Annotated in this window: 11 protein-coding genes; 8 read left to right on the top strand and 3 right to left on the bottom strand. The window is 54.4% G+C overall.

Translation table 11 applies throughout. The annotated features are described in order from the left end of the window. The first annotated feature begins 4 nt into the window (after nt 1–4). The gene (locus K1V27_RS17600) at nt 5–1,597 is read left to right on the top strand and encodes a bifunctional aminoglycoside phosphotransferase/ATP-binding protein (protein ID WP_258931368.1); all 1,593 of its coding nucleotides are present in this window, start codon (nt 5–7) and stop codon (nt 1,595–1,597) included. On the opposite strand, the gene aroF is transcribed toward K1V27_RS17600, so the two are convergent. Beyond that, nucleotides 1,598–3,487, bottom strand: coding sequence for a 3-deoxy-7-phosphoheptulonate synthase (gene aroF, locus K1V27_RS17595; RefSeq protein ID WP_258931367.1), 1,890 nt, complete (start codon nt 3,485–3,487; stop codon nt 1,598–1,600). Nucleotides 3,488–3,907: 420 nt separating this feature from the next. On the opposite strand from aroF, the gene K1V27_RS17590 reads away from it, so the two are divergent. The 4 genes from K1V27_RS17590 (at nt 3,908) to K1V27_RS17575 (ending at nt 7,707) form a co-directional block, all read left to right on the top strand. Beyond that, nucleotides 3,908–4,522, top strand: a complete 615-nt coding sequence (locus tag K1V27_RS17590; protein ID WP_258931366.1) for an Hpt domain-containing protein — start codon at nt 3,908–3,910, stop codon at nt 4,520–4,522. A gap of 84 nt (nt 4,523–4,606) precedes the next feature. Next, nucleotides 4,607–5,623: a diguanylate cyclase gene (locus tag K1V27_RS17585; RefSeq protein WP_258931365.1), complete on the top strand. Its 1,017-nt coding sequence runs from the start codon at nt 4,607–4,609 to the stop codon at nt 5,621–5,623. Nucleotides 5,624–5,663: 40 nt separating this feature from the next. Continuing rightward, the gene (locus tag K1V27_RS17580; RefSeq protein ID WP_258931364.1) at nt 5,664–6,578 is read left to right on the top strand and encodes a proline iminopeptidase-family hydrolase; all 915 of its coding nucleotides are present in this window, start codon (nt 5,664–5,666) and stop codon (nt 6,576–6,578) included. 10 nt (nt 6,579–6,588) lie between these two features. Next, nucleotides 6,589–7,707: a two-component system sensor histidine kinase NtrB gene (locus tag K1V27_RS17575; RefSeq protein ID WP_258931363.1), complete on the top strand. Its 1,119-nt coding sequence runs from the start codon at nt 6,589–6,591 to the stop codon at nt 7,705–7,707. Nucleotides 7,708–7,752: 45 nt separating this feature from the next. On the opposite strand, the gene rfbC is transcribed toward K1V27_RS17575, so the two are convergent. Beyond that, complete coding sequence (gene rfbC / locus K1V27_RS17570) at nt 7,753–8,334, bottom strand: dTDP-4-dehydrorhamnose 3,5-epimerase (protein ID WP_258931362.1); 582 nt, start codon at nt 8,332–8,334, stop codon at nt 7,753–7,755. A gap of 22 nt (nt 8,335–8,356) precedes the next feature. After that, nucleotides 8,357–10,696 (bottom strand): response regulator, encoded by a 2,340-nt coding sequence (locus K1V27_RS17565; RefSeq protein ID WP_258931361.1) that lies wholly within the window; start codon nt 10,694–10,696, stop codon nt 8,357–8,359. A gap of 348 nt (nt 10,697–11,044) precedes the next feature. Between K1V27_RS17565 and K1V27_RS17560 the strand changes: the two genes are divergently transcribed. From K1V27_RS17560 to K1V27_RS17550, 3 genes are all read left to right on the top strand, one after another. Further along, nucleotides 11,045–11,341 carry an AF1514 family protein gene (locus K1V27_RS17560; protein WP_258931360.1) on the top strand — a complete coding sequence of 99 codons (297 nt, stop codon included), beginning with the start codon at nt 11,045–11,047 and terminating at the stop codon, nt 11,339–11,341. Between the two features lie 383 nt (nt 11,342–11,724). Further along, a complete protein-coding gene (locus K1V27_RS17555; RefSeq protein ID WP_258931359.1) occupies nt 11,725–12,063 on the top strand; it encodes a P-II family nitrogen regulator in 339 nt (112 codons plus the stop codon). A gap of 188 nt (nt 12,064–12,251) precedes the next feature. After that, nucleotides 12,252–13,499 carry an ammonium transporter gene (locus K1V27_RS17550; RefSeq protein ID WP_353740615.1) on the top strand — a complete coding sequence of 416 codons (1,248 nt, stop codon included), beginning with the start codon at nt 12,252–12,254 and terminating at the stop codon, nt 13,497–13,499. The last annotated feature ends 388 nt before the right edge of the window (nt 13,500–13,887 follow it).

The raw sequence follows: 13,887 nt of genomic DNA, 5'->3' as shown, positions 1-13,887 counted from the left end.
ACCCATGCCTATTGAAAATTTTGAACAAGTTTGCCAGGCGATGGCAGATCCTGATTTTTATCCTCATCCGGTTGTCGAGCTGCGGCGCATTGACACCCATATTTCGGCGGTGTTTTTGACCGGCCGGTGGGTTTACAAGCTGAAAAAACCGGTCAATTTCGAATTCCTTAACTTCGAGACCCTTGCAGCGCGTCGACGTTACTGCCGGCAGGAAGTCACGTTAAATCAGCGGCTCAGCCATGATATCTATGAAGGGATAGTGGCAATACGCAGATCAGAAGATGGCCGGTTGTCGCTCGAAGGACCCGGTGAAGCGGTCGAATACGCCGTCAAAATGGTGCAGCTGCCGGATGAGGACAGCATGAAATCCCTCCTGGAGCGCAAGCAAATCGAAACGGCGCAATTGAAGAAGTTGGGCCGTTATCTCGCTGCCTTTTACGAACGCAGCGAGCGCAGCTCGGAGATCGACCATTATGGCGATCCCGAAGTGATCGCCTACAATATGGAGGAAAACTTTCGCCAGATGGAACCCTTTGTCGGGGAGTGGGTGCCTGCGGAAAAATGGGAATTCGTACGTCAGGTGAGCCGCGCCTTTTTCCGCAACTGGCAGCATCTCTTCCGCCGACGCATTGCAACGCAGCGCATACGCGACGGCCACGGCGACCTGCGCTGCGAACACATCTACTTTTTCAACGGCATTCAAATCATTGACTGCATCGAGTTCAACGACCGCTTCCGTTACGGCGACGTAGTGAGCGACCTGGCCTTTCTGCACATGGATCTCGAGCACCTGGGCCATGCAGACCTGAGTCGCACCGTACTGCGGGCTTATGTCGAACAGGCTGACGACCCGGAATTATACAGTTTACTCGACTTCTACGCGGCTTATCGCGCCGTGGTCAAATTGAAGGTCGCCTGTCTGCGGGCTGCCGAAGCGGCCGGCGCCAACGCCGTGCCACAGCGCCAAGAAGCCGATAAATACATGCAGCAGGCTTATCGTTATGCGCTGCAGTTCAGCCGACCCACTTTGTGGGTCTTTGCCGGCCTGCCGGCAACCGGAAAATCGGCGCTCTCAAAGCAACTGGCGGAGGATTTATCCCTGGTCCGCCTGGAATCCGACGAGGTCAGAACGGCCGGGAACGGCTGTCCCATGTCTGCCGGGGTGGTAGCCTACGGGGAAGGACCTTACCGATTGGAAATGCGTCACAGGGTCTACGCACAAATGTTCGCCAGGGCTCAGGACCAGCTCAAGAGCGGCCGGTCGGCAGTATTGGATGCCTCCTTTTCGCGGGCCAAATGGCGCCAGGATGCGCACCAGCTTGCCCTCGACCTGGACGCCAACTTTATCGTGGTGGAATGCGCATGTCGTGAAGAAACCATCCGTAAACGGTTGTTGCGGCGCGACGATGACTCGGGATTGTCGCACGCTCGGGTGCACCATTTGCCGCACATGAAGAAAGCATTTGAACCGATCACCGAGTTCCCCCCTGAAATTTATCTGCGCGTCGACACGGACCTGCCTTTCCTGGAAGTGCTGGACGAAATCCTAACCCGGGGATACGCCTGCAAATGTGCTCAGATCAGGGCGCTCCTATGATCAGCTTTCTCCCTTGCTGTAGCTTCCCAGCACCTTGAGGAACTCCGTTTTCTTTTTGAGCTCGGTGAGCAGATCACGGTATTTTAGATCCTCGATGTCTGCTTCGATATCCGCATAAAACAGGTATTCCCAGGGCTTGCTGTGAATGGGACGGGACTCCAGCTTGACCAGGTTGATGCGACGTTCTGCAAATACCTTCAAGGTCTCGTAAAGACTGCCCGGAGTATCACTCACCGAATAGATCAAGGAGGACTTGTCCTTGGGGCCCTCCAGGAATTGATCGCGCGAAACAACGACAAAGCGGGTGAAGTTGCGTGGGTTGGTTTCGATCCCTTCCTGCAGAATGCTCATGTGAAACAATTCGGCGGCTTCCTTGCTGGCGATGGCGACTTCCGAAGAGTCGTTGTTTTCTTTCACCCGGCGCACCGCAGTGGCCGTGTCCTTGCACGCAACCAGATCCCAATCCGGGTGATTTTCCAGGAACTCGCGACACTGCTGAAACACCTGGGGATGCGAATAGACCCGCTTGATAGCATCCACGGAACCGTTCGGGTGACTGATCAGATTATGTTGAATCCTCAGAGTGATCTCTCCAACGATTTTAAGATCGTACTCGAGCAGCAGGTCATAGTTCTCATGGATGCTACCCGTCAGGGAGTTCTCCACGGGCAGGATGCCGAGACTGGCTGCTCCGCTCTGGACCGTTTCGAACACTTCTCGGAAAGACGGGCGGTTCTGGTGAGGCGGCTCCGAACCGAAGAACTGCAGGCAGGCCTTATGGCTGAAGGAACCGGGAACTCCCGGATAGACCACGTGCGCTTGGAGCGCTCCGGCGACGGCGGGCCGCTTCATGATTTTGGCTTTATCCAGGTAGGCGAAGTCGAGCTGCTTTCCAACCACCGGCGCGATCACATAAAGGTCCCGCATGAGCTGTTTGAACTGTTCGGGATAAAGACTTTGGGGACCGTCGGATAAGGCCTTGTCGGGCTCCGTGTGCACCTCGACGATCACTCCGTCGGCCCCGGCTGCGATGGCGGCACGGGCCATGGGGCTCACTTTTTCCCGCAGTCCCGTGGCATGGCTCGGATCGATAATGATGGGCAGGTGGGTCAGTTTCTTGATCACCGGAATCGCGGTCAAGTCCAGTGTATTTCGTGTGTAGCGCTCGAACGTGCGAATTCCGCGCTCGCACAGAATGACCTGCCCGTTGCCCTCGGACAGGATGTATTCCGCCGACATCAACCATTCTTCAATGGTTCCGGCGAGACCTCTTTTGAGCAATACCGGTTTGCCGATACGACCCACACACTTGAGCAGTTCGAAATTTTGCATGTTGCGGGCGCCTATCTGCACGATGTCAACGTATTTAACCATGAGATCCGCTTGACTGGGAGAAGTCATTTCCGTCACTACCCCCATTCCGGTCTCTTCCCGCACTTCAGCCAGAATCCTCAAACCCTCTTCTCCCAGCCCCTGGAAGGAATAGGGGGAAGTGCGCGGCTTGAACGCTCCGCCGCGAAACAACACCGCACCACATTGGCGCACCACGTGCGCTATCTCCAATGTGCGTTTGCGATCCTCCACGGCACAGGGTCCGGCAATCACCACCAGGCGGTCGCCGCCGATGGAGACGTCTCCCACCCGGATAATCGACGGGCCGGGATGGAGCTCTCTACTCACCAGCTTATAGGGCTTGGATATGGGAATGACCTTGGCCACACCGGGCAGTGTTTCGAAATGGCGAGAATCCTTGCGAATGGTGCCAACCACGCCGAGGATGGTTTCTTCGACCCCCTGGATCTCCTTGATCATGTAGTTTTCCGTCCGCAATTGATCTTTCAACTGCTCCGTCTCCTCCTGACTGATGCCTTTTTTCAATACCAGTATCATGGGTCTCTCCTGTCGGCACACTGGGCAGGCACATGCCGCTCATTGAAAATAAAAAACCCCAAGGAGCGTTCCTCGGGGCTGTAGTTTGTCGCACAAACCCCGGGAGGATCATGAATCCACCCGGGGCATCCTATCAAATTCGTTCACCCAGGCGGATTCATCAGAAAAAAACCGCCCAAAAAGCAGCTAAACCATCCGAAGCGGGGTGCCGAAACAAAACCTCTCTCTGTCGGTGAAACCTGCATTTATTTCCCTCGAACATTAAGTGTTATTCATCCATATTTGTGTTTGTAGTCTTTGTCAACATGATTTATTGAGTTAGTGTTGATGAACGGCAGCCATAACCGCGCACAAACCATGAGCCGGCGGCAAGAATCCACGCTGCGTGGCCGTTTGCAAGCAACAGAGGATGGAGCTGAAATGAGGACCATTATTCCCCCAGATTTGCCGGGAATCAACGTCGAATCGGCACTGGCCAGGCTCCGCAATGATGAAGAACTGCTGGCCGACATAATCGTGAGCTTCAGACAGGACAACGCCTCCACTCTGGCAGACATTCGCGATGCTTTGGGAACTGAGGATTATGACCTGGCAAGGCGGTTGGTGCACACCTTGAAGGGCGTCTCAGGCAACATAGGGGCCGACGCATTGTTCAACGTCTCAGTGAAGCTCGAAACAGCCCTAAAAGAATCCGACGAATCGGCAATTGAGAGTTCGCTGCAAGCCGTCGAGAAGCAAATGAATGATGTTTTTCGTGCCGCTAACCTGCTCGCCACCCGAAGGAGGTATGATGCACCCCCGGCGAGTGAAACGTCTCCTGACGGACAAGAGCTTTCTCGACTTCTCAACAATCTGCGCGATATGCTTCTGGTGAATAACCTTCAGGCATTGCAGGTGTATAGCGATGTGAAGAAACTGCTGCCCGGATCATCAGAGGAGAGCCGGCTCCTGGGTCGGTGTTTGAAGAATCTTGATTTCCGGGGAGCACTGGAGCATCTGCAGGCATTGGCAGCGAAGCATGACGTAACCTTGTGATCCGGTTCAGGTAACGCAGGAGTTGTGCATCCCGTCCGGCTCGATCCCTTGAACCCCTAGACTGTGCTTTGCATAGGTTTGTTTATGCAATCAGGCAAAAACAAGATTCTCATTGTGGACGACGTACCTCCGAACATTGAGATCCTCAATTCGATGTTGCATGACGATTACGAAATCTACTTTGCCACAAACGGTCAGGATGCACTCGCAATAGCAGCTGCAGTAATGCCCCAATTGGTATTACTGGACATCATGATGCCGGAAATGGATGGCTATGAGGTGTGCCGTTCGCTAAAGAATGATCCTTCGTTGCAGGACATTCCAATCATTTTCATAACCGCCATGGATCGGGTGGAAAACGAAACGCAAGGTCTCGAACTGGGAGCCGTCGACTACATCACCAAGCCCTTTAATCCCGCCATCGTCAAGCTCAGGGTGAGAAATCAGCTGGAACTGAAACGACAGCGGGACGTTCTCGACGCCAAGAGCATTCAGCTTCACCTGGCAAACGAAGCATTGCGGCAGGCGAACGTAACCCTGGAAGAGCAGAAGCTCCAATTGGAAAACGCCAATCGTTTACTTGAAAAAATGGCCATAGAAGATGCTCTTACGGGACTGGCCAACCGCAGGCATTTTAACGAGGTGCTCAACGCGGAAATACAGCGGGGACACCGCCACACTGATGACCTGTCGCTGATCATGTGCGATGTCGATTATTTCAAGCGGTATAACGATCACTACGGCCACATGGCGGGCGATCAATGTTTGCATGTGATCGGCCGGCTGCTTCCTCAAGTCTTCAAACGGTCCGGAGAGTTGAGCGCCCGCTATGGCGGCGAAGAATTTGCCGTGATCCTCCCGCGCACCCCGGCCGAAAGAGCCCGCAACCTTGCCGAGGTGCTTCGCCTGGAGGTGTTCGGATTGGGAATCGAGCACCGGTTTTCAGACGTTGCCCATTGTATAACAATTAGTGTCGGAGTGGTCAGTACCGCCAATTTCGAAGGGCGGGACATGGAATGGTTCATCAAGGCGGCGGATGCTGCTCTCTACCAGTCGAAGGAGAGGGGGCGGAACCGTGTGACCCTGTATGCGCACAGCTGACGATTGCCGGCAGTGACGATTCCCGTTGGAGATACCTGTCATGTCATCCACACAGCTTCAGCATGAAGGATTCATCCCATTTCGGGGGTATAAGGTTTGGTATAAGATGGTGGGCGCGGAGCAATCTTTGAAGCGGCTCCCATTGATCTGCCTGCACGGAGGTCCCGGAGCGACCCACGACTACCTCGAACCGCTTGAAGACCTGGCCCAGGCGGGGCGCCCAATCATATTGTACGATCAGTTGGGAAACGGCAATTCCGACCAGCCGCACGACCCGTCCCTGTGGAGCATCAACCTGTTCGTCGAGGAGCTGCAAACCATTTGCCGGACCCTGAAACTGGATCGTTTTCACCTGTTGGGCCAGTCCTGGGGGGGCATGCTGGCCATGGAATTCGTCACCGGGAAGCCGCCCCGGAGTCCCATCAGTCTGGTGTTGGCCAACTCTCTTTCCAACACGGCGCAATGGGTGGAGGAAGCCAGGCGGCTGCGCGCAGGATTGCCGGAAGAGCTGCGGCGCGTGCTTGAAGCGCGTGAGAAATGCGCGACTTGCGGAGACGCCGCCCTGTATGAAAAAGCAATGACGTTTTTTTATCGGCGTCACCTGTGTCGCACCGATCCCTGGCCGCAATGCCTGTTGCGAACTTTCCGCAAAATGGCACAAAACTCGGAGGTGTACAATGTGTTGTGGGGTTCCAGTGAATTCCACGTTACCGGCAAACTGAGGGATTGGGACATCAGGGATCGTCTGCACGCAATTGAGCTGCCGACCCTGATCATGAGCGGTCACCATGATGAAGCGACCCCCGCCATAGCGCAAGTGTTGCACGATGGAATACGCGGATCCCAATGGGTCATTTTCGAACACAGCTCGCACATGCCTCACCTGGAAGAGACCGACCGGTTCCTAGAAGTACTCGATAATTTCCTGTGCGCGACCGAGTCGTCGAGGCCGTGAAGGCTTCTCGATGCAAGACGGAACGGACACTGAACGAAGACCGGAGGACCTCATTAAGGCAATTATTATAAAAAACATAGTGGATAGTCTGCCGGTGGGGATCCTGGTGATCAATCCCAGGGGCCAGATTTCGGTAGCCAATCGTTCTGCCGCAATTATTCTCGGATACACAAAAGATCAGTTGCTTGGCAAGGGCTGGGCCGAGCTGTTTCTGGAAATCGAAGAAAACACCGACTTCAATCAAGTCATATTGGATGTCATCCAGGAAGAGAGGCTCAACCTGCATCGAACCGTTCAATACAAGCGCACGACCGGAGAGATGCTGTACCTCTCCATGACCACATCGTTTCTCAAGGCGCAAGAAGGTCTTGAGGGAATCGTAGTGCTGCTCGACGATGTCACCACATTGCATCAACTGCAGGAACGTGAAAAGACAATTCTCGAGGAGCGCCATCGCATTCAAAGGGAAAAAGCCGAGAGCCTCAATCGGCTGGCCGCTGCAGTGGCACACCAGTTGCGCAACCCTCTCACTTCCATTGGCGGTTTGGCCGTGTTGATGAAAAAAAAGATCGGGCGCGAGGAACCGTACGACACATATTTTGAAAACATACTGAGCGACGTGAGACGATTGGAACGAATCGTGAAAAGCGTTGAAGAATATACCGCTGCTCCCGCGCTCATTCCGGTTAAAGTTGATATCGCGGCAGTTCTGGAGGAGCTCCGTCAGGAAGGAGACGCCATGGCCGCCGGCATCTCCAGGAAAATCGAGTGGCGGATTCATTCCCAGCCGATACAGGCGACCGTTGATCCCAAATCGTTTAAGGACGCTCTGGGCGAGATTGTCAGGAACGCCATTGAATTTCTTGGTCGGCCCGACGGATTGATTGAAATCGTTGCACGTCGGGAAAGCGACGGCCGGGTCGTAATCGAGATTGCCGACAACGGCAGCGGCATCTCCACCGAAAACAAGCCCTTCATATTCGACCCCTTTTTCACCACCAAGGCGGTGGGGATTGGCATGGGGTTATGCAAAGTGCAACGGATCATGGCCGATCACAACGGAAAAATCTTCATCGAGAGCCAACCGGGAATCGGAACCAGAGTCAAACTGGAATTTCCCAATGTATAACCGGCGCCCCCGGGAGACTGCTGCTCCTCCTTGGGCAGGGAGAAATCACGAGGCCTTCGGAGGGGAACCGGCTGGGTGGAAAAGCGGCAGATCGTCCGGAGAAATTTCCTTCAAGGAAGGATACGCCGCGTCCTTCGGCGAAAGAACCGGATCGCGCACCGGCCATTCAATGGCCAGAGTCTCGTCGTTCCACACGAGACCGCGCTCATCCGCCGGGGCATAGTAGTCGGTGCACTTGTACAGCACCCTGGCAGTCTCGCTGAGCACACAAAAGCCATGAGCAAAGCCCTGAGGAATAAAAACCTGCCGATAATCGTCCGAGGAGAGCACCACTCCGAACCATTTCCCAAAATTTGGTGAGCCAAGGCGGATATCAACAGCCACATCGAATATCCGGCCGTCCAGTACCATGACCAGCTTTGCCTGGGGCTGCCTCAGCTGATAGTGCAGACCCCTCAATACATCCTTCGCGGAAAAAGAAAGGTTGTCCTGCACAAAGTGGTCTGTAATGCTTTGCGCTACATAACGTTGATTCTGATAAATCTCCAGAAAATGCCCTCTGGCATCGGCAAATATCTGCGGCTCAATGACGAGTACTCCCGCCAGTTTCGTTCCTTTGACGACCATGCTCCCCCACTTGTTACAGCTGTTACGTTACGCCGGTTCCCCGATCCCCCAGGCAGCGCTTCAGTGCCGCTGCCAGGTCTTCCTGCCTGATTGGCTTGGACACGTAATCATCCATGCCCGCTTCCATACATTTTTCCCTGTCTCCCTCCATGGCATGAGCCGTCATGGCAATGATCGGCGTCTGATGGCCGGGCGCCTCGCGCAATCGAAGCTGCCGGGTCGCCTCGAAGCCGTCCATTTCCGGCATCTGGATATCCATCAGAATGGCATCATAGCGCTTGTTCTTTGTGACTTCCAGCACTTCCCTGCCGTCGCCGACGGCCTCTGCCGAATAACCCAGTTTGTCGAGCAAACGCAGCGCTATTTTTTGGTTGATCGCGTTGTCCTCGACTACCAAAACCCGCATAGGCTCACTCCCCCGTGGTATTGATTCCCCCATGGATTTCCGCGAAGCTCCGGAGAATTTGTCGTCGCTCTGCGCAATCTGCATTTTCATGGAGTCATCGACACCAGAAACTTTCACCGTTGCGCGCAAGTGTTCCGAGCTGTTCTCACCAGGTTCCTCAGCAAAAGTTCTCCTGGTCAACTTCACCGTGAACCAGAACTCAGATCCCCTGCCCTCCTCGCTGGTGAAGCCAATCTCGCCCTGCATCAGCTGCACAATCCTTTTTGATATTGCCAAGCCTAAACCGGTTCCGCCATATTTTCGGGTGGTTGATCCATCCAGCTGAGAAAAAGGCTGAAACAACATCTCCCTGGCTGCATCCGAGATGCCGATCCCGGTGTCCCGCACGCTCAATCGAAGAGTGGTATGCTGATCGGTTTCGCTTTGCGTGGCCGCCTGCACGATCACTTTTCCCTGAGGCGTAAATTTGATGGCATTGTCGACCAGATTGGTCAAGGTCTGTCCGATTCTCACCGCATCACCTCGCACTGGGCGAGGGACACTGGCAGCAATGACAAGACCGAGCTCCAAATTTTTTACCCGAGCCCTCTCGGCAAGATTGTCAACAACTTCCTCAAGGGCAGCGTGCAGATCGAAATCCATCTCCTCGATCTCCAGCCGGCCGCTCTCAATCCCGGAGAGATCCAGAATGTCATCGATCAATGCCATAAGCGCCCCGGCACTGCTTTGAACCGTTGCGGCAAATTCCCGCTGCTCCTCGTCCAGCTCGGTTTCGAGCAGCAAGTCGGTCATGCCGATGATGGCGTTCATGGGGGTACGTATTTCATGGCTCACATTGGCGAGGAATTCGGATTTCAGCCGAGAAGCTTCCAGAGCCTCGTCACGAGCCTTCTGAAGTGCTGCCTCAATTTCCTTCTTTACGGTGATGTCTCTTACAATTCCCGTGTACATGCGTTTGCCTGCCACACACATTTCACTCACCGCCAGGTATACGGGAAACACCGTGCCATCTTTGCGCAGCGCTCCCCAAAGTTCCTGGCCCACCCCAATAAGCTTGGAACGGCCCGTTGCGAGATAGTCGCACAAATGAGCAGCGTGCTGCGAGCGATACGGTTCACCCATGAAAATGCCGACGTCACGACCCACCACTTCATTGGGATCGTAGCCGAATATGGCCGCAGCAGCCGGATTAACGGATTCGATCATGCCCTGTTGGTCAATGGTGATGATGCCGTCGACCGCTGTATTGACAACCGCCTGCAGCCTCTCTTCACTATCGCGCAGCTGTTGCTCGGCCATGCGGCGTCGCACATCATTCCGGTATGAGACAATTATGTTGGCACAGGCGAGGGAAAAAGGCTCCAGATACTGTATCAGTTCGTGACTGTACCCCTCGGCTCGATTTGCCAGGCCCGCCATTCCCATAAGTCTGTCGCCGCTGTAGAAGGGAACCCCCATGAATGATTTGAGGGCCGGGCGCCCTTCGGGAACCCCTCCGCGGCGAAAATCTTGATCAGGAGCATTGGAAATTACGGGTTTTCCCGTGGTCATGACCTCCCCAAAAAGACTCTTATAATTGTGAAATTTTAAGCCTGCTTTACGGCCCGCCGCATATCTCCGGTGAGTTTCCACGTTCCATGCAATGTTGGTGACGGCGTAGGTATTCAGGTAGGGGCGTCCATCATCACCGTCAAGAATTTCTCCGATAAAGCCGCATTCACTTTCGGTCAGCTCAAGAATCACGGCCAGGAGTTCATCAAACAGCGAGTGCGGGTCTGTGTCGAGCAGGTACTTGGATTGGGAGAGGGTCACGGCGCGCAGCAGGCGGATATTACGTTCCAGCGCCTCATCCGTCCGCTGAGTCAGATAGCGCAGAGCCTCCAGTTCCCTGATACGGCGGCGCAACAAGTCAAGTTCGATGTGCCTGGACTTGCCGTTTTGGTTGGTCCCTTTCATGATCGAACAACCCCATCCTTGGAATGTCTGTTTAGACCGGACCTGCACCAAAGGGCCACAACGACTGCCTGGGTCCGTTTCCTATCCCGGCAACCACTCCCATGCAGCGGGTGTTGTGACGACGCTCAGTGCTGCTTTTCCACATTATCCTCCAGCCGCCGTTTGCGCAATCTTCAAAATGGAATCTCGGAAAGTCTTGCAATGATTCGCCGCCAAAAGGAGGGCCAATAACTCTGTGCCGTTGATCGGCACCCTCTCACAGTTCACTGGGGAACGGTTCTACTTGCAACTGCCGCAGCAGATGATTAGAAAACATAACAATCGCTCTTAACGAAAGGAGAAATGACCGTGACAACCTGTACAATGCTCCATAAACAAATGTTCACCAATTCGATTGATGTCAATGTCGACTCACGCCTGGACTATGACCAAGCCAGGGAAATTGCCGACCGCAAAGCCTCCGAGGCGGTGCATGACCCGATGCTGATGGCCTGGTACGAAAAGCGCACGGGCAGATTTTCTCCGCAGGTGGAATGCTGCAGCGAAGAAAAACCGGGCTGGCTGGTTTACGCTGAGTCACGCGGCGGCGACATCGTTGTGGACATAAACAATCAGGAATATGTTTTCGTATACCGTGGGAATTGATTTTTGAGTCGGCTCTCTGGTGGAAAACGGTACAAAATTGTGCCTTTTTCCCACCCGGCGGCCATCGATTATACAATCTTGTCCACGGGGCAGGATTCCCTTCAGCCTTCCCTTCCTTAAAAATAGTTTAGTTATTTTAATATATTAATAAGTCAGTTTGGATGCTGCAGCACATCTGGCACGTCTCTTGGTATTTTCCTTCGGCTGAATTCGGTTACGAGCAAGCGTTGAACAAACAGCGACCGGTTTTCGTCCTTGAGCGGCATTCTCGAGCCGAACCGCATGAGGGTTGTGCGGTGCAAATTTCCGGCAATTGCAGCGGAGCACCCGACAGAGTGTCGCCTTGGGCTGGAAGCCATCCAAAGAATGGAGGCAAATCATTCATGGTGAAAATTGAAGCGATCGTCAAGCCTTTCCGTCTTACAGAAATTCAAGAAGCGCTGTCAGCCCTGGGAATCCAGGGAATGACCGTCACCGAGGTGAAGGGATTCGGACGTCAGAAGGGACACATTGAATTTTACCGGGGTGCAGAATACCAGGTAAACTTTGTTCCCAAAATTTTACTCACTCTTGTGGTTGCCGAGGAGCGCGTGGATGAGGTGGTGAACGCCATCCAACAGGCTGCTTATACGGGGAAAATCGGCGATGGCAAGATCTTCATTTCGCATATTGATGAAGTCATGCGCATCCGTACCCGCGAAACCGGCCCGGAAGCCATCTGATGATGCCTGAGCATGCGTCATGGTAAACACTTTTAAGGTTATTTGTCGGAGCCATTGCTCTCCGTGGAATGAAGGAGAATCGTATGCTGTTGCTGCCTCGAATCGACTTTTGCCAACCTGCTTTGCGCAAGAATAAACGGCTTTTAACATTTTTAGCCACCCTATGGGGCACCTTTTTCACCATGCTTATGGCGAACAGCCTGACCTTTGCCCAGGAAAGCGCCGAATCGGCAACCGGCCCTGCGTTGGATACGGGAGATACTGCCTGGGTGTTGACGTCGACGGCCCTGGTCATGCTGATGACTCCCGGGCTGGCCCTGTTTTATGGGGGAATGGTGCGAAAAAAGAACGTTTTGAGCTCCATTATGCATTCCTTTGTGGCCCTGGCGGTCATCGGCATTCAGTGGATGATTCTCGGTTACTCGCTATCCTTTGGCACGGGCAATACGTTTATAGGAGACTTCAGTCATTTCTTCCTGGCCGGGGTCACCCCGGATACTCTCAGCGGCACGATTCCTACCTATGTCTTCATTTGGTTTCAGGGGATGTTCGCCATCATCACTCCGGCGTTGATCAGCGGGACCATCGCAGAACGGGTCAAATTCAGCACTTATGTGGTATTTTTGCTGATCTGGGCCACCATCGTGTATGATCCCATTGCCCATTGGGTCTGGGGCGGCGGCTGGATTCAGCAGATGGGAGCGCTGGATTTTGCCGGCGGAACCGTGGTTCACCTGTCATCGGGAGCTTCGGCTCTGGCTTTGGCACATCTCATCGGAAAGCGTCTGGGCTACCCCGGTGAAATGTTTGTGCCGCACAATCTGACCATGACCGTTTTGGGCGCGGCGCTGCTGTGGTTCGGCTGGTTCGGCTTCAATGCGGGCAGCGCACTGGCGGCTAACGGCATTGCCTGCCTGGCTTTCACAACCACCATGATCGCCTCGGCCGCAGCGGCCTTTTCGTGGATGATGATGGAATGGGTTTTTCATCGAAAACCGAGCGCTCTTGGTATCGCCTCGGGCTGCGTGGCGGGTCTGGTTGCCATCACTCCGGCAGCCGGTTTTGTGATGCCCGGCCCGGCCTTGATCATTGGACTGTCGGCGGGCGTTATCTGTTATTACGGCGTGAGAATAAAGGGACTGCTGGGCTTTGATGATTCCCTTGATGTGGTTGGCATACACGGTGTGGGCGGCAGTTGGGGGGCCATTGTCACCGGTGTGTTTGCCACGGTGGGCGGTGCCGGGCTCATGGCCGGAAACGCCAAACAGGTCTGGATTCAGTTTGTGAGCGTGGCCCTGGTGGCCATGTACGCCTATGTATTGACCTATGCCATCGGCTTTGTGCTGGATAAGATCATGGGCTTCCGCGTGGAGGAAGACACCGAAGTCGTCGGCCTCGACCGTGAACTGCACGGCGAAGTCGGCTATACGCTGTAGTGCTGCCCGGATTGCAGAAAGCGAGAATTATCCGCGGCTTACCGTAACATCCAGACGTTCCTTTGCCAGGGGGTGGCAGCACTCCCTGGCAAGACCTGGGGAGCTCGCTCCCTTCGCCCCTGCCCTGCATGACAATGAGCCTTTGGATCGCTCATCTGACACCGGCCGACAAAAAAAGCAGTCGAAAGCCTTTGACCTGCCCGTGACTCGAGATCAAGACCAGATTTTGCTGCCTGAATTCATTCACAACTATCGCTGCCTTATTGTCATCGCGCCGGGGTCGCTACTATGCCCGCCCGCACCAGATTGAGCACCGCATGGTGGTCCGCGACGAATCCAATGTTTCAACAGGCGGCGCCGTCGATATGTGCCGACCATGTGATTTGGG

The sequence above is a fragment of the Desulfoferrobacter suflitae genome (assembly GCF_022603395.1).
GTDB lineage: Bacteria > Desulfobacterota > Syntrophobacteria > Syntrophobacterales > Syntrophobacteraceae > Desulfoferrobacter > Desulfoferrobacter suflitae.
Note: the sequence above shows the minus strand (reverse complement) of the source record. Positions and strands in the feature narration are given on the sequence as shown.